Here is a 21,396-nt window from a genome sequence, read left to right on the forward strand (position 1 = left end):
CCCCCCGTACCCGTTTACGCTGCCTGGACCAAAAAAGACCCGCCCGCAAGACTGCAGGACATCATCGCCCTCCTCGCAGGCCTCTACCGCTGACCCCGCCGAAACTCCGTGCGTTGGGGCAACCTTCACGGCGCGATGGGGGACGCGCTGTCAGCGCGGAGCGCCTGCCAGGTCACCGGTGATTCTGGCAATAACCTCCGACGAGACGGCAAGCATCTTTGTATCGAGCACAGCCATCGGCGCATAGGCCTTAGCGGTATCAGCCTTGAGATCTTCGGACAGAGCGAGCGCCGCGACCAGCAAATGAAGGCGCCGACTACGGTGTGCTGGAAGGACTTGGTGCCGGACCCGTGGAGGCGGACGTTCTGGGCGGCCCACATGCTCCGGAAGTCCTCGCTTTGGGTGGAGAGCTCTCCGATGAGGTCGGTCAGGTCCCGGTTATGGGGGTCCCGTGCAGCCTCCTGCCTCAGGATGGCAACAATGTCCTGGGCCATGGGCTCCCAGTCCACCACCTGGCCGGGCGCCGCAGGATCGAGGAAGAGGAAGCGGGCGAAGTTCTGTGGCTGCTCCGGCTCGTCCCCGTTGGGGTGGTAGAGCGCGCGGGCCAGGGATCCCAGGATGCTGTCGGAAACGCCAGTGAGGTTCCCCCGTTCGAGCCGGTTGTAGTAGTCAACGCTCATTCCTGCGAGCATGGCGAGTTCCTCACGGCTGAGTCCCGGCACGCGGCGCAAACCCACCGTAGACCGTTAACCCCGCCATATCAGGTGCAACAAACACATCCAATCACCGAAAGGGTAAAGTCCCGCCCGCTCATGCAGTCAGTCAAGTAGCGCGACGCCAAACTCGGCGACGACGGCCCGCAATTCCCTGAGGTAGAGCTGTGCCTGGTCGGTCAGCGGGATCGCTGCGTGGCCGATCCAGCCGATCTCTATGCGTTCGTCAACGTCGAGCGGGATGGCGACGATCTCCGGGTCGAGCTGCCCGCTGATGATGCCGGTCGAGATCGTGTAGCCGTGGAGCCCGATCATGAGGTTGAAGATCGTGGCCCGGTCAGAGACCCGGATCTCTTGCTTACTGGACATGGTGGAGAGAATCTCCTCGGCGAAGTAAAAGGAGTTGTTCGCACCTTGATCGAAGGTTAGCCGCGGCAAGCCGGCGAGATCGGCGAGAGTCGCACGCTCTTTTGAGGCGAGCGGATTGTTCCGCGAAATGAAAATGTGCGGATCGGCGAGGAAAAGCGGAGTGAACGCGAGCCCGGATTCCCGGAGCAGTTTGTCGATGATCTTCCGGTTGAAATCGTTCCGGTAGAGGATGCCTATTTCGCTGCGGAGCGTCCGGACATCCTCGATGATGTCCCAGGTACGGGACTCACGGAGCGAGAACTCGTACTCTGCCACATCAGTGGCCTTGACCATCCGGACGAAGGCGTCCACCGCGAACGAGTAGTGCTGCGTTGACACCCCGAGCAGGCGTCGCCGCGGTGGCCTGCCAAGGTAGCGCTGCTCGAGGAGAGCAAACTGCTCAACGACCTGCCTCGCGTAGCCGAGGAACTCCACCCCGTCGGCGGTGAGGGTGACCCCGCGGGCGGAGCGAGCCAGGAGCCCACGGCCCACCCGGGCCTCAAGGTCCTTCATCGCTGCGGACATTGTCGGCTGCGCCACGTAGAGAAGATCGGCCGCCGCGGAGATCGACCCCTCCGCTGCAACTTCTATGAAATAGCGGAGCTGCTGCAGGGTCAATCCGCTCGAAATCTGGGCCATAGGAAAATTCTATATGAATGCATAGTAGCCACGAGTTACTTGATACCTCTCGGAAGGCTGCACTATGGATGCACCCCCTTCGGAAAGGCCGTCTCCGGCCCATCAACGGATTGGCAGCACATGGCAGACGACTTCACCTTCAGCATCACCACCACCCCCTTCAACGAGGAATACGCCCCGTCGGAAGGCTCCCGGATCACCACAAATTTTGCCAACCTGGCACGGGGCGAGCACCGCCAGGAGAACCTCCGCAACGCCTTGACCATGATTCGGCGACGCTTCAACGATCTCGCAAGCTGGGACAACCCGGACCGGGACCGTTACACGCTCGAACTTGAGATCGTTTCCGTGCAAATAGAGTTCACGGCGGAGGGTACAGATCAGAAGTTCCCCCTGTTCGAGGTTCTCGACATCCAGATCGTCGACCAGCTAAACGGGGTCCGCCACCAAGGGATCGTGGGGAACAATTTCTCCTCCTACGTCCGTGACTTCGACTTCAGCGTCGTACTGCCAGCGGCAGCAACGGAGTCAGGCAAGCCCACCGTCCCCGGGGACTTCGGCGATCTGCACGGAAAACTGTTCCAGCAGTTCCTCGATTCCCCGGCATGCCAGGAACGCTTCCCGCAGCCGCCAGTGGTGTGCATCAGTGTCTCCACGACCAAGACTTACCGGCGAACGGAGAACCGCCACCCGGTCCTGGGCGTCGAATACCAGCAGGACCAGTTCTCACTGACGGACGCCTACTTCGCAAAGATGGGGCTGCAGGTCCGCTACTTCATGCCGCGCGGCAGCGTTGCGCCGCTCGCCTTCTATTTCCGCGGCGACCTGCTCAACGATTACTCCAACCTGCAGCTCATCGGCACGATCAGCACCATGGAGACGTTCCAGAAGATCTACCGCCCGGAGGTCTACAACGCGAACTCCGCCGCCGCCGTCGTCTACCAACCGAGCCTGGGAGAGCAGGATTACTCGCGGACCCAGATCGATTACGACCGCGTCGAGCGCAGTCAACTCGCGGTCACCCAGGCGAAGTACACGGAGGAACACTTCATCACGCCCCACAAGGATCTATTGGACCAGTGGACCGCCAAACACCCCGCCCTCGTCAACTGACCCACGGAGAAACGTCAATCATGAACACACTTTTGCCCACCACTGTTGTTGGAAGCCTGCCGAAACCATCGTGGCTCGCACAGCCGGAGACTCTGTGGTCGCCGTGGAAGCTGGAGGGAGATGCGCTGCTCGAGGGTAAGCAGGATGCGCTGCGCATCGCCATCCATGAACAGAGCCGACGCGGCATCGACATCGTCAGCGACGGCGAACAAACCCGCCAGCACTTCGTCACCACCTTCATCGAGCATCTCAGCGGGGTCGACTTTGAACAGCGCAAGACCGTGCGCATCCGCGATCGCTACGACGCGAGCGTGCCGACCGTCGTCGGAGCCGTGCGCCGCGAGCGGCCGGTATTCGTCGAAGACGCTAAGTTCCTCCGCGCAACCACCGACCGGCCGATCAAATGGACTCTTCCCGGTCCAATGACCATGGTGGACACACTTTACGATGACCACTACAAGAGCCGCGAGAAGCTGGCCTGGGAGTTCGCTGCGATCCTGAACCAGGAGGCGAAGGAACTGGAGGCGGCCGGCGTGGACATCATCCAGTTCGACGAGCCCGCGTTCAATGTCTTCCTCGACGAGGTCAAGGACTGGGGCGTGGCTGCGCTTGAAAGAGCGGCAGAAGGGCTGCGTGCGGAGACCGCCGTGCATATCTGCTACGGCTACGGGATCAAGGCCAATAACGACTGGAAGGCGACGCTCGGCTCGCAGTGGAGGCAGTACGAGGAAACGTTCCCGCTGCTTCAGGGCTCCAGCATCGACATCATCTCGCTGGAATCCCAGAACTCCCACGTGCCCATGGACCTCATCGAGCTCCTCCGCGGCAAGAAAGTCATGCTCGGGGCAATCGACGTCGCAAGCGAGACCATCGAGACCCCGGAGGAAGTCGCCGACACCCTCCGCAAGGCCCTGCAGTTCGTCGATGCGGACAAGCTCATTGCCAGCTCCAACTGCGGCATGGCACCGTTCCCCCGGGACATCGCACTGGCCAAGCTGAGTGCTCTCAGCGCAGGGACGAGAATCGTTCGCGAGGAACTCGAGCGCTCCGCACCCAAGGTGTCCTAACGATGTTCCACGCCTACCCCGCAGACACTTGGCTCGAGGCTCCGAAGCAACGCTTCCCGTCCACCCTCTCGGCCGACGAATTCAAGTCACTTTTCCGTGGCCACCCGGGAGGTGTCGCCGTCGTAACGGCGGATGCCGGCGAGGGACCGGTGGCGCTGACGGTATCGTCGGTCGTGTCAGTGAGTGCGGAACCTCCGTTGCTGATTTTCTCGGTCTCGGCACTGTCCTCGGCGTCCGAAGTGCTTTCGCGCGCCGAAACCGTCGTCGTGCACCTGCTTGACGCGCACGACGTCGACTTGGCGAAGTTTGGAGCGACGCCCGGCGTCGACCGCTTTGACCAGACGCACCGCTGGTCGTCCCTCGCAACCGGCGAAGCGGTGTATGACGATGTCCGCGCCTGGGTGCGCTGCGCCGTCATCAATCGCATGGAGGTGGGGACCGCCACCATCATTGCCGTTCACGCCCTGGAGTCCCGTGTGATGCGTGACGTCCAAGCGGGTGAACCCGGCGACGCGCTGGTCCACCACAACCGTTCGTGGCACCGTCTGGGCGAGCATTCCAAGCTGGAAGGCTGAGCGACGCGCCACCAATGCGAGGCGGCACGGCGGACGGCCCACGACGGCGGGAGGATAACTCCCGCCGTTGTCCTCGTCTCCGGCGTGATGTTATGGACGGCTCGGACGTAGCCCGGGCACACCAATTCAGGCTGCACGCTCCGAAGCATGGGAAACCGTTTTTGGCATCAAGACCGTCAAAGACCTCGGTACCAACAAATTCGTCCTCTGGACGCAGGCAGTCGCGAAACTCGCCGAATAGAGCCCATACCACCCAAGCGCCTCGGGAAGAGCTCACGAAGTCCGGGCGCCTAAGCACGCGTGGGTCCCGGACGCGTAGGCTGACTGCCGATAGTGGTGCCGGGGCTTTCTGAAAGTGCGGTGACGACGAAAGGCGGCGGACTTTTGGGGTCGCCGCCTTTCGGCCTTGCCGCCTTCACCCTTGTTATGGGATGACGATGAGTTTCCCGACAGTGTGACCACTTTCGGCCGCTCGGTGTGCCGCGGCGGCTTCGTTGAGCGTGTATTGGTGCTCAATGTTGAGCGAGAACCCGGAAAGGGCGGCAGCTTCGGCGAAGCCATCGCGTGGATTGGTTGTGCGAGGTGGGACTCGAACCGCATTCCAGTCCCTGAAAACACTGGGAACCGGCAAAAACATAAGAAAACCGAGGCAATACGAGGGCGGTACGACACGGACAGAGCGGCAATGTGTTGACATCGTCAACACCGCTTTCTACAGGATCTTGATTGACAAATTCGACTGCCTGGTGCGAACTCCGGGATGGATGATCTCCGGGCATAGCCGGAGCACAAAGGGATCAAACGCTCGCCAGTTCTCACGATGGTGGTCCCGCCATCGAGCAACGTGAGGACGTTCCAACTAGCCAGCGCGCTTGATTCCGCAGTCTGCAAGCGTCGTTGTCCCTGATCGATGCTCTTCAAACCGCTCTTCAGCTTTGGACCTGTAATTCCGACGACCAGCGCGCCGAGGTGTGCCAGAGGGGCTACTAGAAAGTCATAGGAGCTGCGCCGGTGCCTGTAACGGTCTTACAGCGCAGCTTCTGTGATTTCCGGGCAGAACGCGCATGCAGAGGACACCGCGCTGCTATCGATCCACTCCGTGTCTTATCGCTGGGAAGGAAGGTCTACATCCTCCACGTGGCTGCGGGCGTAACTAGAAGTGAATGGGTTGGGTTTTCCATTGTGCATCTGTGGCGGAATCTTGTAAGCGATGCGCTCTACTACAGCCATAGTCCAAACAGAACCGATATCTGAATCTTTGTCGGTTCGACCGCTATAAACCCCTTGCAAGACAGCCTTTTCTTCCACCAGGCCGGCGGGACCCGCTGAATTGATCGTTGATCCGGGCCTGTACGCAATTACTGGAGATCCAGATTGGCCAGGCCGTGTCCTACTGTCAATGAAGAAGCGGTCGTCAGGATCCATTCCAGGCTCGCTGGCTACAGATCCTTTCGTCCATATCGGTGTTGATGAAACGAAATTGCCAACCGACTTTGGGTAGCCCACGACGTATAGGGTGTCTGTGATGGACAAGGGCAGGCCCTCCGCCTGATCCCACTTGTAGACGAAGCGGTCCAAACACCTCGCCCGCTCACGCTCAACGGGAAACACAACAACATCCGTTTGCGGCGGCCTGAGTTCGCCGCGCTCGTGATTGCCATCTTGAAACCAAAGTGGCAAGAGGTCGCCCGGATCACCATCGTATAGCTGTATTTCCCACCTAGCGGGCTCATCCAATGAATCACCTTCTGGTTGTGTGAATTCGCTCGGAAGTTCTACCCGAATTGTTCGGGGTGTTCTCGATTTGAACGCGTCTCCGACATAGTCATTTTCTAGAGTGCGCCATGTGACGACGTGGTAATTCGTAACAAATACGACGTCACCGGAAGAGTTTATCTCTACGAGAAATCCGGTTGCCACCATGTCTTCAGGGCGCTTTTTCTCTTCCTCCTCTGTGCGTTCCCCCACTTCCGGGGGGTATGCATCAAAGACTTTTAGCCTTAGAGACTTGAGGGAGTACTTGGATACAAGTGGCAGCCGACTAGAACTGAACAACCCGCTCAGGCGAGGAGGCGGGGTTGGCGACGAGTCCTCAACTTGAGGAAAGATATTCATGACTGATTACTATCATGCTCGATGCACTGAGGCTATATCCTCCAACACTATGCAGGTCAACCTTGTCCGGGTCCCTACGATCCGGTCCAAAGGTTGTTTGTACCAAGGGCTGACGCGGCCCTTGTTTGGAAGGACCTGCCGTGAACTTGGGCAATTCTAGTACACGGCTGAGGTGACAAATGAAACGTCACTCGGACTTGCCCGCCTGATCTTTTCCCCGTCGCCGGGTCGACATCACGAATCGATTGCCGCAGACCCCTGGGAAGTCAGGTTCATCAACTTACGGTGGCTCTCGCCGGGAGCTTCGGCGTCCGATTCACCCCTAGCGACTCTTGCGGTGCGGACTGCACTCAAGTGCGGCGGCACTGGCTGGCAGGGGCACAAAACCAGCGAGTGTGCTTCGATAGCGTTGAGGAAGGCAACGCGGGTACGTGCACGCGAACTTTCAGCGGTCCGCCGTGACGTCGCCGACTGTAGTAACTGCTCCGCCGACGACCCCTTGACTCAACGGCACCTGGGACACGGCCATGTCCAGTAATTCTGGACATGAGGGTTTAGGCTTGGAAGATGGCGACTGCTACGGAAACCCTTAAAGCAACCCTCAGCGATACCGAGTACCGAACCCTTGTACTGCTGGCGGGAAGCATGAATCCGCGCTCCGGGCGCGAAATTGCATCGGAACTGAAGGTCGCTCCTACAACAGCGAACGGGGCACTGGCGAAGTTGTCGGACGCTGGATTCGCCGACTCGAAGAAGTCGGGGCGAGCAATTCTGTGGCAACTTGCAGTCTCTAACCCTCTGATCAGCGCATGGCTGGAAGAGGTAGCACCTGCCGAACATTCCCCTTCGCAAGCAAACGGGTCAAGTCCATACTCGACGGGAGGTGGAGGTGTTCGCCTGGAGCACTCTTACGCCGCCTGTCTGATCGCGAGCTTCCTCGGCGGCGGCTCCATTTCGGAGCTCGGCGACGCGGTATCGGTAAACTCAATTCGGCTACAGGCCAGCGACCTCAGCGAAGTCGATGATCTTCTACTTGAGGGCAGCGACGCTCACGGACGAACACACCGAGCGTCTATTGCGGTACGCAGAAATCCAGCACTGACCGACAGCGACACCGCATCGGTCCCATTGATCCGCGATTTCCTGACTGTGGTGACGGACCACTGGCCGGAGGCATCGTCGGGGCTGTGGCACCTCGTCCTCGCAGTATCGACTAGCGCCAACGCGATCACCCAACTCGCCGAACTCGCAGAGCTTGCCCGGTCCCTTCCAAATGGCGAAGAGCTGGCCCAGCGTTTGACGCAGTCCGGCAGAACTAATGCCGGAGTTCGTGGCCGGTACGCCCACATTCAGGGACTCGTAAGGCAAGCGGCAACCGGCCTTCCCACTGCTCGCGGGCTAAGTAGTGAAGAGCTGACTTGGCGGCTTCTCTCAACTCTCAGGACACGAAGCTTGCGCCTTGAGAGAACGGACCGAGAAGACCGGACTGCAGCGGTGAACGCGCTGCAGCGAATGCTCAGCGGCGGCACCCCAGCGATGGCGGACGCTCTATTTTCGCGCATAGAAGAACTTGTTGGGCAATGGGCGCCGCAAGCAGCAGTGCTCACGCAGTCAGAGATTCGCCGGAGCTTGAGCAACTATCCACTTCTGGGCTCTGCCCGTTATGCCAGCACCTGGGCAGCATTCGACAGGTTCGGCGTGCAGCTGCGTGAATCGATTCGCCCGGCACTGCGGTCTGGAACCCAAGAACTTGAGTTGAATCGTACCGAGGAACGAACTCGACTCCTAGACCAGATGCGGACGGCAGGGGCTTCTGCAGGGTCCCTCGTGGTTACAGGGGACCCTGATGTCGGGAAATCCGCATTGTCGTTGAGGGCAGCTGAAGCCATCCAGCGAGAAGGTGGGGCAGTCACCTCCCTCAGTCTGCGCGACCTCCCTCTGAGCGTGTCTGAGCTCGAAAGTCAGCTGGGTGGGCACTCGTTGGACGAGGTGATGGGAGCCGGACCGGTGCGACCGATAAGGCTTCTTCTCATCGATGGCGCAGAATCTGTTCTTGAAGGCAAGGCCCAGGTGTTCCGCACGGTCGCCGGATCAGCTTTGCGGGCGGGCGTCGGGGTGGTGGCGGTGACGCGCACGGACGGGTCACGCCAGGTTCGGGATGAGCTGGCTCGCGCTTGTGAGCTTGCGGGACTGCGAAGTGCCCCAGCGGAACATGTTGTGATGCCGTTGACCGCCTCGGAATGTGACGAACTTCCGGCCACTTTCTTGCCCTTGGCGCGACTGGCCAGCGATCCACGTGCGAAGTGGCTCCTTGGGCGCCCCGGCCTCGTCGACGCGCTGCTACGCACAGGTGTTGATCTCGATCCTGGCGAGCTACTCTGCGAGGCGGACGTGTTTTCGACCGTTTGGCGGAACCTCATCCGCCACAATGAGGTGCATGTCGTGGGCTCCGCATCACCCGATGACCGGGAACAGGCTGCTCTGCGCGTCGCCCGGCAAACGCTGGGCGTCCCGGCGGACTCGCCGCACGGTCTTGGCCCTGCTGAACTCCGCTCCGTTGGTGTGCTTCGCATGCCGAATAACCCTGCATTTGCACCGGGAGATGAGTTCACCACGGATCTGTTCCGTGATTTCGCTCTCTGTCGGCTCTTCATAACGAACGGCTGGGATCTGCTTGCTGCAGCGGGGGCGCCTCGCTGGTCAATCCGGTCGGCTCGCCTCGGATGCCAGACCGCGCTCCTAAACGGGAACCGGTTGGCAAGCTGGACTGCTCTTACAGCTCAGTTCCGCGACATTGGAGAAGAGCAAGGCAAACGTTGGCTGGAGATACCCTACGAAGCTCTCCTCACGCTCGGAGACGCGGAGGCTGCCGTGCGCGAACTGTGGGAGATACTCACCGGGGAAAGCTATGCTCCCCTGTTGACTCTTCTCCGTCTGGCCGAGGCCCGCTATGTGAGCGGCACCATTGGGGACCCATTTGCACTCGCTCCTCTCGTGAAGGTCGTTTTCGCTGAACGACCGCAGCTTGGACGTAGGCAAGGACTTGGGAATCGAGACCTACATGAGGTCATCCGTGAACTCGTCCTGGCCTGGCTACGCGGAATGGCAACTTCAAACCAAGGTCAGAATCGACTCCGCCAGGAGGTCCGAGATGTGATCCTGGCGGGCGATCCCCCGCTGTACGACGAGTTCACAATCGAGGCGCTGGCAACGCTGGGGCCGGATCTCGACGACCGGGCGGAGGCTTGGCTCCGCACGGTCGCAAAAGAACGGCCGGGGAGTCTGGACCCTGCTGTGGAGTCGATCGTTGTTGCCGTGAGCATGTCGCAGGCAAAGCCGAACCTGCTATTGGACTTGGCCGAAGCGTACTACATCGAACTACCCGATCCTGACGAACACTGGACTCATAGTCACCTTATGGATGACGGCATTCGAGATTACAGGCACGGGCTTGGCCCTGGTTTCGGATCACCACAGGCGGCTTGGTATTACGGTCCCTTCTTCCGCTTGCTCAACGCCATTCCCGCAGAAGCCATTGGGCTTATCAACCGGATGCTGGACCACGCCGCGAAGTTCCGAGTCGGAGAACGACCCACGGATCAGATCGAGGGTAATCCCGAAGGCCTAGAGGGAGTGGAGTTCGATCTTCCGGCAACCGGGCGGCGACTCTTTGTTGGAGACAGCCATGTTTGGGCCTGGTATCGAGGAACCAGCGTCGGGCCCTACGCCTGCATGAGTGCGTTACTCGCGGTGGAACGCTTCGCCGACCACCTGCACGAGGTACTGAAACTGCCGGTCGAGACAATCCTTCGTCTGCTGCTTCGCGACTGCCACAACCTTGCCATTCCCGGACTAGTCGTTGGGTTCCTGACCCGGCACCCAGACGAAGCCAGAACGCTTCTTGACCCATTCCTAGCTTCCCCAGCGGTTTGGCATCTGGAGACTGCTCGCGTCACTAGTGACTACGGTTTCCGAGTCCGAGACGCAGATGCCGACAAGCTAACGGGGTCAGACCGACGAAGGTACACGTTTCACGAAACCGTAGGCTCGATGGTAGTCAACGCCCGACTCGCGGGTGACAACGAGCGACTCGATCAGTTGCGGGCCCTCGGCACCAAACTCCTCGAGAACGCAAGAGCTGAACAAAGCGACGCTTCCCGCGACGGGGACGACATCGCCGTGATCGAGAGCTGGGCGGAAGAGTTCCGTATCGAGAACTATAGCGCCAGCGAGAGCGGCGACCAGATCCTGATTCAGTTCGAACGGCCCGAACGGATCGAGCAGGTCCTTGCTCCCCGCACTGCTGAACTTCAGAAAACGAACACCCTCTACAGTCTCCAGAACCGGTATGCGCATCACAACGACGCCCCTGAGAACTGGCCCGTCGAAAACATCCAGGAGGACCTCAAGACTGCCCGAGAAATTGATGATGGCAGCGAGACGCTGGAGGGCATACTGTGGCCCGAGAACGCTCTTGTCGCTGTCGCCGCGGCGGCCGTGCGCGCCCATGCCTTGGGGCTCGAACCGCTGAAGCCATCTGATCTCGCGTGGGCGGCGGACGCCGTGATGTGGGCTGCGGAGAATCCACGGGTCGACGGTATGAGTTTCAGTGGAACGATGTTCTCGATGGGAGCGGATCGAGCAGCTGCCGCATCCGCTCCTCTTCTCCTGCTTGAACGGTTCGACGAGATGAGCCTTGACCAAGAGCGAGTCCAGAGGTGTCTGCGGTCGCTCGCGACGAGCATGTTCGATGAAGTACGTGCAATCTTCGTCAAGGGATGCGCCCCAGTGTGGGGCGCTCAATGTGATGTCGACCAATCCACGGGGCGATGTCGGCGCCATCAGCCGGTCTGGGAAGCAGCGGTCATGGGGTTAGCAGACTCGTTGCTGGGTCCATGGGACCAGCAGACTCAACGGCGGCGACCCGGTTCGCTCTCGACCCCCTTCCACGAGACATTGCCGGAGCTCCCTGATGAGAGTTTGCTCGTCAACCACCTTCGAATGCCACTTGCATGCATGGTGGACGCCCGAAACGTTGCGTGCATTCACAGCGCGGTCCAAGACCTCTGGGCCCCTCTCTGGGATGCCCATCGAAGAGGGCTCGCTCACTGGTGGAAGGAGGGTTACGACCACCATTCGCATATCACTCATGACCCGGTCGCTCGGCGAATGATCGAAGTCGTGCTGGGCGGCGACCGCGGACCAATCAGATCCCACATTGAGTCGTTCGCAGCTGACTCGAACGCGCTACATCTGCTCTTTGATGGATTCGCTACCGTGTTTACCTACAACGAATCTCTACGACAATCCATGCCACAATTCTGGCCGTGGGCGATGGAGATCGCGTTGGACGCCATCGGCGACGGTAGTCAACTTCGTTCACAACGTCACTGGTTCGATTACTTGACGGCGGCTTTGCTCCCCACCCCGAGCCCGAGGTCATGGGACTCAAACATCGACGGAACCCTGGCTCGTTGCCGGCAGAACTGGCTGCAGCCCGAGGCGCTCGGCCCCCTTGCAGACCGTTGGTTAGTTCTCGCGCGTCATGAGCCTAAAGCCGTGGACGCAATAATCAAATTTGCTAAGGGTGCGCCGCGTACATGGCAGATAACTATTGCCTTGACCTGGATCGAAAAAATAATCGACGGCCGCTTTGACCTCGTCGCAAACCACCTCTGGCTGTTCGAAGAATGGCTGGTTGAGCTTCGCCACGCTGGCCTTATTATCGGCGAGGTAAAAAGTCACTACCACCGGATCGTTGATGGACTGGCGGCCGCCGGCGATCGCGCTGCCGTCAGACTTCAGCAGCTGGACGAGTAGACGGATGAAGGTGCCGTCCGGCATTCTCTTGCCAGCGGGCCGAATCACGAACCGTGAAACGCCGATAGGTGGCGATGTGATTCTGGTCAGGAACGAGGACGTTTGGTGTGCGCAGATGCGGTGAGCGAGAGCGGTCACACAGGTCAAAGCAGAAGATGCCTATCCCGCCGACGCATCGATACCTGTCCCTGATCGGACGGGTGATGGAAAGCCAAGAACCGCTAGACATCCCGGCGTTCGGTCGCCGCCCTGTATCACCCCGCCCCCTGACCAGAGAGCGTTAGCGTGTATAGACCCGAGAGGCTGATGAGGTGACTCGCTCGGCGCAAGCTTCTTCTGGATTCACCGCGCCCAACTCGGGATCTTACGATTGAGGCGCGCGATAGCCCCCAGAACCGCGTGGAATGAAGGGAGCCTACGCGTATTCCTCTACAACAACCAGAGTCGTAAGTATTCCTCAAGGGTCAGCACCGGAAATTTCTCGTTCACGAAACCGGCCGGAGCCACCCTACGGGTCACGAAAACCGTGGAGAGGCAATACGCAGATCCGTCCATCAACGGATCCAACCCAAGTTTGACAGCGACTTGGTCTATGAACGGCTTCAGTTCGGCTTCCTTCCGGGCCAGTTGAGTCGAGTAAGACGGCTTGGTTTTGCCTCGTGAGTTCGTGGAATCCCGGAAGAAGGTTCGCAACTGCCGGGCGGTTTCGGCCACGGCGTGTACAGAGGCAGGATCCTTCGCTTCAATGAGCCAGATGGTATTTTGCCCGGGCTTCGCGGCGACGAGGTCAATCTCAGTCGTGAGCATTGGGACTCCGAGCCGTCTGTGGTCGCCGGCTTTTACACGTGCAATGGTTCTGAAGCCGAGACTCTTCAATTCATTCTCGAGCGTTTTTTCAAAGTGTTTGTTGCGTAGGTCCCGGATACGTTCGAGGGCTTTTCCTACCTCCGGTGGGATTCGGTCTGTCCATGGCAAGACGCCTTGGGACAGGTGGTTGTTATAGACGCTGAGACTCGTCATCAAGTATTGCGGGGCTATTAGGAGATTGCCAGCCTCGGATCGAACGATGGGCTGAACCAAGAGTCGGTGGCGCCTAGTTCTGGTCTGCCACGGTTCCCAGTCAGATTTTTGGAGCTGTTCCGAGGTGCTGACTAAGAGCTTTAGCGCCCGACTGTATCGTTCCCATCGGGCACCGGTGGTGTCGTTGGCCTCTGTGCAGATCCAGTCAATAACCGCATTCTCGGAAACTGTTCCGACGCTACTGCCTTGTGAAAATGAATCCCATCGGACGAGGGCGCTTAGAACGTGGAAGATGTCCTCCACGCTTGCGCCTTCTGTTTGGAGCATGGCTTGATCGAGTTCGACCATTGATAGCGGTGATTCTGTTACCGGTGATTTCCGTAGATTGAGACTGGCGCCGGCGGAAGCCTTGTCCATGGCATCGACGTTAAGCACCCAGGAGCCGGGTGTCGGCTGTTCGTCCTGTACGAAGCTGATTTCGTACGCGTGGGTGATTTCGATGGTGAAAGGGGCGACCTTATGGTGAAGGCGCTCACTGATGGTGGTCATGGTCCGATATGCATTCGCTGCCGCAAGAAGTCCGCTCCATCTCCGGCTCGTTATCGGAAGGGGCGGGCCGTCAGCGACGGTGCTGCGCAGCGCTGCTTCGACGATGATTTCGTTGCACTGTCGGAGCATTAGCGTGTTGCCCATGGCTTCTGCCATTTGTTTTTGAGGATCCCATGTGACGTGTAGGTGGGCGGCTACCCTGTTGAGGTCCTCTCGCTGCCGGGTGCCGTCGTCCATGACCCGGTTGAGCTGCTCTAGTCCGGCCTCAAGTATCTCTTGTTTATCGTGGGCGCGAATGCGTTCCGTGAGCGAGGCCAGGGCAAGAGGTGCGAGGTGTTGCTGCACGAGTCTGTTGGCGTCGTGGCCCCGGTATGTCCCAGGTTCGACGTCACTGGCAGCTAATTTTCGGGCTGATGCTGCGATCGTAGCTGATTCGTCTGCGGAGTCGAGGCTCCATGCCGCGGGTAGATGGTGGAGAGTGGTCCTAGATCTAGCCGTTTCCAGGATCAAGAAGGGCTTGTTCGAAAGCCAATCCTCCCGGAGGCTGGCAATTAGGTCACTATGAAGGTTAAGTGACTCGAGCAAACCAACGAAGGCATCTGCTGTTAGTCGGTTTGCCGCTTGCGGATCACCGTCAGCCAATTCGACAAATTTTTCGATATCCATTGTCCATCGGAATATCCGTTCACCGGTTACATGTACCTCACTAACGGCGGCGGACTCCACGATTGGTTGATCAGGATGGATATCTGAATCAGACTTGAGTGGTTCAAGTACGAGTCGATAGCCGGTCGTTTCTGAGTGAGAATGCGCTTGTTCCCAGCTCTCGCGGATGGCGTCAAAAGCAAAGACTAGACCCCCGCAGAAGTCGAAGAGGAATTCATAGTGCTCCGCTGGGCTCCAAGATGGATTTGACCTGGTGATTGCTACTGGTGGATTCGTTAGCGCTAGCGACCAGCCCATCACGGAAGGCGCCTGGTGGAGGCCAGTGAGAGGATCGTAGCGTCCACCTTGCCGTTGGATTGCTATTGTTGCCACGCCCTGCGTAGTCATTTCGGCCACCTGTGTATTACGCAAAGGTGGAAGGCCGGTGGCATGCAGTGCTTCCTCAAGTGAGGAGAGCTCAGCAGCACGTTCCCATTCCGCGTCCCCGGCATGGGCTTCAAAGTAAAAGAAGGAGGGGGTGATGCCCCCGGCGAAGAAAGACTTACCGTTAGCCCGCCATGGTTCCCAGTAGTTGATGGCTTCCCACCCGAAATTCTCTGGAAAGCTTGGGTCGCTAAGGTCGCGTGCAAAGAGATACAGGTCATCTTCGTCTTTTGCAGTTTCAGCGATCCACGTCAGGTCTTCTAACGCCAGTGTCGCCGAGCCTTTTCTCTGGGGTACGGCGAGATGGCCGGCTGCAGCAAAGATAACGAGAGGGACTATTTCAGTGTCTGCCGGAAGCGTGAGCTCTCCCCCGCCGGCGAGGGCGACGACAACGGGCTCGCCACTGCGTGAAACTCTTTTCGCAAGCCTGTCGCTTGCAAATGATTGGCTCTGTGGCAAGAAATCTTCTATCTGCACCATGGAAACAGCAATGGCAGTATTCGTATTCACTGGCAGGATCCATTGGATCTCTTGTCCAGTCAGCGGAGCGGTACCTGCCAGTTTCGGCGCACCTTCGTACAACGATTTCGAGAACCTCCAAAGCGCCTTTCGCGTGGCATCTAGACTTGATATACGCAGAGCACGGCGTGCTTCGGGGTTTCGACCGACGGTAGCAACCAATTCGGACACTGCAGCACCCACAATCTCCGGAACGTAAGTGGGAGGCAACCATTGGTCGGGTAGTCCCGGTGTTCTGTACCTCAAGTACCGACCAAATGGGCTGTTCGGACTTGAAGAATCGAAGTTCGCGTTATCGGATGACGTGGTCATCCACTCAAGAGCTGCGGCATCTCCTTCCTTGAGCTCAGACGTCGTCAACGGTCCTTGAGAAATTAGGGCTTTGGCCGCTTCCACTTCCTCAACAGGAAGGACGATTTTGTCGCGCAACTGAAGGTTCGGAGCGCGTCTAAATGAGGACGAGAGTCCGTTGGTTGCAGTGTGCGCCCAGTTGTAGGCCACTCGGATGACATTCGCGAGACCAAACCCATGCTTGCTGATGAGAAAGGGGTCTAGGGCCTCTGCTAAACGCAGGGCACGAGACAGGTCAGCGATAGGGCGCTCCGTAGCGCCAGGTAGAAAATGCCGCAGATCATCGCCGACTCGGACGAATAGAGATTCAGACGGGTCCTTGGGAATGAAATCCTCTTGTGTACCATCGATTCTTGAAGTCTCTGCTGCCCGATCGACGATTTCTTGGACTGATGGAAGCGGGCTGGACACGGTGGTATGCGCGATAGCGCGGGCTCGGAGGGCGGCCGCGAGGGCGCTACCAACGGAAGCAGAGCGGTGGCGTGCCGATGGCGACGATGCAGTTGCGAATAAAAGCCACCACAATTCGTCTGCATTGCAACTACTCATTGATCGGGCCAAAGGATCTAGCCGATCCAAGTTACTCCGTCGCTGCTTCTTTGGCTTTCTAGCTTTATTTTGCCCCATAGAGAACATTCAAGCCGATAAAGAGCTCTATAGGTGGCCAACAGGTACTGGATGTCCGTGTGTTGCGGTAGATCCCGAGCTTAGACCGTGGGGCCGGAAGGCAAAGTATTTGCCTAAAGTTCGCTACTTCGGCCGAGAATCTCCACGTCCTCTTCCTTGAACACATCCCGGCCCGACACATGCCGCCAGATCACGTGGTCCAGTCTTCTGGCTTCGGTGGGGTATAGTTCGGCGATCTGCTTGATCAGGTCTGCAGCCTCAGAAGTGCTTAGTTCCCGCTCCCCCAGCTCCGCATGCTCCTTGATGAACCTGATCACCATGCGATCAGGCTTCACTGATTGGAAGCCGGCCAGGATGAGCAGGTAGTTGTAGGTCACCCCGGACCGCTGACTGGGCAGTTGTATCCAGGCGTCCTTCAGCGCCTTCAGTTCCTTGTCTTCTGCGTATGCCCGGTGCAGGTGATCCCGCGTGGTGTAGCCCAGCTCCTTGAGCTTCTCAGCGGCCTGACGGATGACCTCGGCCTTTAGCGGGGCGTTCTTTCTAGTGTGTGCTGGCCTGCGGTTATTGACTACCTTGTCTGCCCAGACAGCCGCACTGTCTCCGACGTCCGCAAAGGTAGCTAGGAGCTCCGCTGTCCCGTCATAATCCGCGTTGCCGCCCTCGGCGCGTCGATAGGCCCGGTACTCGTTCACGACGTTGATGACGCTGTTGTAGTGAGAACCCGTGGAGAAGATGGAGTCGATGATGCAGAGCGCCAGGCTTTGGGGGTAGCCATCGGCTGCGATCCACTGGGTCTCATCGCCGAAGATTCCCCGGCATACCTCGGTCAGCTTTTCCGCTTCTGCGGTGAAGTCAGTCGTCACCCTCGGACTCCAGCAAGTCTAAGGCGAGATCCACGGGATGCAGGTAGCCGTACCAGCAAAAGTTTGTCTATGAGAGTCGGATTCAGCGAGAAGCCCGCCATGGCAGCGGAATTTGGGAAAATGTCAAGCTTTGTCAACGGTGCAAAGAGAAAAAGCCACTGACCTGCGGAAACACTGTGCCCGAGGTGGGACTCCAACCGTATTCCATGCCCTTGAAAACACTGGCAACTCCGAAAACATACGGAAACCGAGGGAATCCGCGGCTTTACTATCCAGTCCGCAGCCAAAAGTGTTGACATCGTCAACACCCACTTTTTGCCACATTCTTCCTCCATCTATCTCCCAAGTGTTTTCCGAGCCCAAGCCCATGACCGGTTCGGTGAGGAAGACTTTAGCCCGCCCCGCTCCGACTCGTTTGTTCCTTACCCCCACACGGAAACACCACTCTCGGACCTGGACTAGTTCGATGATGTAGACGTAGGCCACTCGATTCCCTGCGCTCACCCACTGCGTGGGTCTACCGGTGGCTAACGCCGTTCTCGACGCGTTCCCTTTTCTGATGATCGTGCTTCTACTCACAAGGCAGTTACTATCGGTAAGTTTGAGAATACGTCATGTAATTCTCGGGGAGGGAAATGCCTGAGATTCTGAGCACTCCGAGGAGCATATGCTGATGAACAGAACACAGGATCCTGGGTGCCCTCTTTACGTCTCCGATCTCGATGGCACCTTAGTTCACTGCGGCAGGCTGGACCCGGAGTCAGTAAGACTCCTCAATTCAGCGATCCACAGAGGCGTGCTCGTTACTTTCGCCACCGCTCGTTCTTGGACTAGTGCCCGACGGCTCCTTACCGGAGTCGAACTTAGCCTTCCGCTCGTCCTCCACAACGGCTCGGTCACGTTAGACCCCTTGATCGATCGGCCAGTCACTATCCGCACGATCGCCCAAGCGTTAGCACACAAGATTGTCCTTAAAGCCGCGCACGCTGGCCTATGCCCGATGGTGCATGTGGTTACCGACCGAGAGCTGACCGCATGGTGCAGCGAGACTGAAGACCGATATGTCCGTGCGTTCTGGGCAGGACGAAGCAGGGATCCTAGGCAGGCACCGGTAGAGAACATCGGCGCGCTGCCCATCGACGATGTAGTTGGCGTTGTAGCCCTCGGCGAGCGTCGCCAAGTCGAGCGGCTGCGAAATGACCTCGAGGAAGATCTCGGAGCTGCAGTATCCACCGCTCTGCGGCGCCCAAGCGCACCCGAAGAAGGCTGGTGGCTTGAGGTGACCGCAGCGGGGGTATCGAAAGGCACAGCGGTGCGCGAGCTTGCCGACCAGCTCGGCATCCACAGGGTGGTGTCGTTCGGTGACGAACTGAACGATCTCTCGCTGTTCGCCTCGTCAGATGAAAGTTATGCGGTCGGCAACGCCCCTCGGGAGGTTCGCCAGGCGGCTAGCGGACAGCTCGGTACCGATCCGATCGAGGTGGCGGCTTGGATCGCCAACCGAGGCGTTGCCAAGGTAAGGCGGTCACCACCGGCCGGCAACGGTGGCGAACCCCGCATCGGCGGCGTTGAGAATCAGCTTGACATCAGCGGCGTCGAGAGCTGACGAGATGAACCAGTTGTGGCTCGGATTCACATACAGCCCGGCGGCAGCCACGGCTGCGGCCCAGGACTTCGCCCTCGTAAACGCGGGATCATTATCAAACGCTAGATAAGGCATCGCCGGCGGACCTGTGAGCCGAACACCGACCCCGTGATGCCGCGCGCGCTCGACGATACCATCGGCGATCGTCTCGCCGAGCGCGGCCATCCGTGCTGCAGCGCCTTCAGACTCGAGGATGCGGAGCGTGGCGAGCGAGGCAGCCAGCGGCACGGCCGAAGTCCAGAATGTCCCACCGAGGAGGTGTGCGCTCGTGGCGGCTCGAAGTGACTCTCGGCCGAGGAGCGCGGACACCGGGTGGCCGTTCCCGATGGCTTTGCTCCAGCATGACAAATCGGGCTCCACGCCAAGGTGCGCCCAACTGCTGCCAAATGCGAGACGAAAACCAGTGCGAACCTCGTCGAGAACCAGCACGGCTCCCGTAACGTCGCAAAGCCGGCGCACCTCACGAGCGAACTCAGGGTCGATCAACTCCTGGTCAGCTGCAGCATCGTGGCGGTGCGGGGTTAGGAGGATCGCAGCGAGATCATCGCCGTGCTCGGCGACGGCAGTACGGAGACTCTCCGCATCGTTGTAGTCGTAGTACGCAATCGAGGCCCGCTCACCCGAGGTCACTCCGGGTCGATGAGAGTGGCACCAAGGTGCGGAACCGTGAAAAGCGCCCCGCGCGACCAGTGCGGTCGAACGCGCTGTCTCGATCCTTGCAACCACAAGTGCTGCGGTGGTGACATCGGTGCCGTTCTTCGCGAACACAGCCCAGTCGGCATGATCGACGACGTCAATTAGACGCTCGGCGAGCTCGACGAATACCGCAGCGGGACCATTCCCAAGGTCTAGGCTTCGGCGCTGGCGATCCGCTGCTGCTTCGACCTCGGGATGCGAATAGCCGAGCACGATCGGCCCCCAGCCGCACATGAGGTCAACGTACTCGTTGCCATCTGCGTCCCAGACACGCGATCCACGTGCCCGCGACCAAAACTGCGGTGCACCCGGCCACAAAAACTTTTCGACGTTATGTCCGTACATGCCGCCTGGGATCGCTTTTGCAGCGCGCCTTCGCAGCTCAACCTCCGAGGCGGGTTTTACCGTCATGCCAATGCTCGCTCTTGAGGTAGCACGCGCACCTCGCGTTCGTAGCGATCGATAAACTCGCGGACCCGCTGCGACGAGTCCTCGGCGAAGCTATAGGTTGCTACGCCGATACCGGCAAGCCCATCGAGGAAGAGGTCGCCGGGAGCGACCGTTCGCCGCGTCCGGTGTCCACGCAATTGCGTGTCGTCGATGCATCGGTCACCGGGCGACTGCGGGTACACCACGGTCCAGCCGCCGTGCTCGGCGACCGGCGGTATTCGACCGGCATCGGGAACCTGGCCGAGATCGAGACGGAGCTTGGCGTGCCGGAGATCAACGCCGCGAGTCAAGGCAAACACCTCGGGCACGCCTGCACCGCCCGGACGGCCGGCTACCTCACATAGCGTCAAACCGTCATTTTCGACAAACAGCTCGCAGTGGAACACGTCGTCTGCAATTCCCCAAGCGGAAAGGATCTCACGGGTGAACGTCTCTGCCTCGGCGCGGAGCTCGGCATCATCGACGGTCAGGGAGGAGAGTGGGACTATGCCACCTGTGGTGTGGCACGGCCGCAGGTAGCGGGAGACTTGCATTTCAACTCGGCCCTTGGCGGCAAAGCCGTCAACGTGCAGCACCTCACCCACGGCGAACCGCTCAATGAGCCATCGTTCTGGGTCGACAAGACTGTCGACTGCGGCAACAACCTCATGCCAAGACGCGAGCACCTGAACCCCGCGTGCCCCGGACTCGGCGCGCGGCTTTAGTACATAGCCCGGTCCGTGGGTAGGAAGGCGCTTGCCTGCCGCAACCTGCTGTGCGAGGAGTCCGTCCACATGTCGGAGCCCAGCCGCCCGCGCCTGCTGCTTCATTGCCCACTTGTCGCGTAACCGAGCCGTGTACTCGACGCCGTGGCCGGGGATATCCTGTTCCTCCCGCAGCTGGGCTACCGGCAGGAGCAGATATTCCGAGATTGTAGCTATGCGATCGACCGGGCCGTACTTCTGCTGTACGAGTGTCAACGCCTCGGTCACCGAGGCGGCCGTAAGGTCGTCGACTTCTACGACGCGCGCTCCCGCCGCCCTGCCGACTTGGTCTCGGCCAACAATCAGCGTGAGATCCCAACCATCCGCTACCGCACGTCGGCCCTCGCGGCCGAGGACAGTGCGACCTGTGCGGTCAACGACCACAGCTCGCCTC

General features: G+C 59.5%; 13 protein-coding genes. 5 read left to right on the forward strand and 8 right to left on the reverse strand.

Going from position 1 to position 21,396, the window contains the following annotated elements; all coding sequences use genetic code 11:
- Positions 1–125: 125 nt before the first annotated feature.
- Together ASF72_RS17210 and ASF72_RS17215 are read right to left on the reverse strand one after the other, a co-directional pair.
- Positions 126–692 carry an MmyB family transcriptional regulator gene (locus tag ASF72_RS17210; protein ID WP_056600928.1) on the reverse strand — a complete coding sequence of 189 codons (567 nt, stop codon included), beginning with the start codon at positions 690–692 and terminating at the stop codon, positions 126–128.
- 126 nt (positions 693–818) lie between these two features.
- Positions 819–1,760 (reverse strand): LysR family transcriptional regulator, encoded by a 942-nt coding sequence (locus ASF72_RS17215; RefSeq protein ID WP_050684287.1) that lies wholly within the window; start codon positions 1,758–1,760, stop codon positions 819–821.
- Positions 1,761–1,880: 120 nt separating this feature from the next.
- On the opposite strand from ASF72_RS17215, the gene ASF72_RS17220 reads away from it, so the two are divergent.
- Genes ASF72_RS17220 through ASF72_RS17230 form a run of 3 tightly spaced genes read left to right on the forward strand, consistent with a single transcriptional unit; the run spans position 1,881 to position 4,515 of the window.
- A complete protein-coding gene (locus ASF72_RS17220) occupies positions 1,881–2,873 on the forward strand; it encodes a DUF1852 domain-containing protein (RefSeq protein ID WP_056600929.1) in 993 nt (330 codons plus the stop codon).
- A gap of 20 nt (positions 2,874–2,893) precedes the next feature.
- Positions 2,894–3,940 (forward strand): methionine synthase, encoded by a 1,047-nt coding sequence (locus tag ASF72_RS17225; RefSeq protein ID WP_056600931.1) that lies wholly within the window; start codon positions 2,894–2,896, stop codon positions 3,938–3,940.
- A 2-nt stretch (positions 3,941–3,942) separates the two neighbouring features.
- On the forward strand, positions 3,943–4,515 hold the full coding sequence (locus ASF72_RS17230) for a flavin reductase family protein (RefSeq protein ID WP_056600933.1): 573 nt from the start codon (positions 3,943–3,945) through the stop codon (positions 4,513–4,515).
- Between the two features lie 424 nt (positions 4,516–4,939).
- Here ASF72_RS17230 and ASF72_RS21310 read toward each other — a convergent pair whose 3' ends face one another.
- The gene (locus tag ASF72_RS21310; protein ID WP_442854173.1) at positions 4,940–5,212 is read right to left on the reverse strand and encodes a zinc-binding dehydrogenase; all 273 of its coding nucleotides are present in this window, start codon (positions 5,210–5,212) and stop codon (positions 4,940–4,942) included.
- Between the two features lie 407 nt (positions 5,213–5,619).
- Complete coding sequence (locus ASF72_RS20170) at positions 5,620–6,630, reverse strand: trypsin-like peptidase domain-containing protein (protein WP_082484470.1); 1,011 nt, start codon at positions 6,628–6,630, stop codon at positions 5,620–5,622.
- A gap of 567 nt (positions 6,631–7,197) precedes the next feature.
- Between ASF72_RS20170 and ASF72_RS17235 the strand changes: the two genes are divergently transcribed.
- Positions 7,198–12,450, forward strand: coding sequence for a winged helix-turn-helix domain-containing protein (locus ASF72_RS17235; RefSeq protein WP_157371059.1), 5,253 nt, complete (start codon positions 7,198–7,200; stop codon positions 12,448–12,450).
- Positions 12,451–12,879: 429 nt separating this feature from the next.
- On the opposite strand, the gene ASF72_RS20490 is transcribed toward ASF72_RS17235, so the two are convergent.
- Both ASF72_RS20490 and ASF72_RS17245 read right to left on the reverse strand, forming a co-directional pair.
- A complete protein-coding gene (locus ASF72_RS20490) occupies positions 12,880–16,389 on the reverse strand; it encodes a hypothetical protein (RefSeq protein ID WP_157371060.1) in 3,510 nt (1,169 codons plus the stop codon).
- Positions 16,390–16,718: 329 nt separating this feature from the next.
- Entirely contained in the window at positions 16,719–17,468 is a 750-nt protein-coding gene (locus tag ASF72_RS17245) for a hypothetical protein (protein ID WP_056600939.1), read from the reverse strand.
- 673 nt (positions 17,469–18,141) lie between these two features.
- On the opposite strand from ASF72_RS17245, the gene ASF72_RS17250 reads away from it, so the two are divergent.
- The gene (locus tag ASF72_RS17250; RefSeq protein ID WP_162242816.1) at positions 18,142–19,074 is read left to right on the forward strand and encodes an HAD family hydrolase; all 933 of its coding nucleotides are present in this window, start codon (positions 18,142–18,144) and stop codon (positions 19,072–19,074) included.
- Here the strand turns inward: ASF72_RS17250 and ASF72_RS17255 are convergent.
- Positions 18,994–20,220, reverse strand: a complete 1,227-nt coding sequence (locus ASF72_RS17255) for an aminotransferase class III-fold pyridoxal phosphate-dependent enzyme (RefSeq protein ID WP_056600943.1) — start codon at positions 20,218–20,220, stop codon at positions 18,994–18,996. The two genes, ASF72_RS17250 and ASF72_RS17255, sit on opposite strands and share 81 nt — an antisense overlap.
- On the reverse strand, positions 20,217–21,386 hold the full coding sequence (locus tag ASF72_RS17260; RefSeq protein WP_157371061.1) for a hypothetical protein: 1,170 nt from the start codon (positions 21,384–21,386) through the stop codon (positions 20,217–20,219). The genes ASF72_RS17255 and ASF72_RS17260 overlap by 4 nt, the downstream gene beginning before the upstream one ends.
- Positions 21,387–21,396: the final 10 nt, after the last annotated feature.

Origin of the sequence: Arthrobacter sp. Leaf141, assembly GCF_001424565.1 — a bacterium.
Classification (GTDB): domain Bacteria; phylum Actinomycetota; class Actinomycetes; order Actinomycetales; family Micrococcaceae; genus Arthrobacter.

What these genes read in the sequence shown, in the direction of transcription:
- ASF72_RS17210 (WP_056600928.1), bottom strand. Translation starts at nt 692, where the DNA reads ATGCTCGCAGGAATGAGCGTTGACTACTACAACCGGCTCGAACGGGGG.
- ASF72_RS17215 (WP_050684287.1), bottom strand. Translation starts at nt 1,760, where the DNA reads ATGGCCCAGATTTCGAGCGGATTGACCCTGCAGCAGCTCCGCTATTTC.
- ASF72_RS17220 (WP_056600929.1), top strand. Translation starts at nt 1,881, where the DNA reads ATGGCAGACGACTTCACCTTCAGCATCACCACCACCCCCTTCAACGAG.
- ASF72_RS17225 (WP_056600931.1), top strand. Translation starts at nt 2,894, where the DNA reads ATGAACACACTTTTGCCCACCACTGTTGTTGGAAGCCTGCCGAAACCA.
- ASF72_RS17230 (WP_056600933.1), top strand. Translation starts at nt 3,943, where the DNA reads ATGTTCCACGCCTACCCCGCAGACACTTGGCTCGAGGCTCCGAAGCAA.
- ASF72_RS21310 (WP_442854173.1), bottom strand. Translation starts at nt 5,212, where the DNA reads ATGTCAACACATTGCCGCTCTGTCCGTGTCGTACCGCCCTCGTATTGC.
- ASF72_RS20170 (WP_082484470.1), bottom strand. Translation starts at nt 6,630, where the DNA reads ATGAATATCTTTCCTCAAGTTGAGGACTCGTCGCCAACCCCGCCTCCT.
- ASF72_RS17235 (WP_157371059.1), top strand. Translation starts at nt 7,198, where the DNA reads ATGGCGACTGCTACGGAAACCCTTAAAGCAACCCTCAGCGATACCGAG.
- ASF72_RS17250 (WP_162242816.1), top strand. Translation starts at nt 18,142, where the DNA reads ATGAACAGAACACAGGATCCTGGGTGCCCTCTTTACGTCTCCGATCTC.
- ASF72_RS17255 (WP_056600943.1), bottom strand. Translation starts at nt 20,220, where the DNA reads ATGACGGTAAAACCCGCCTCGGAGGTTGAGCTGCGAAGGCGCGCTGCA.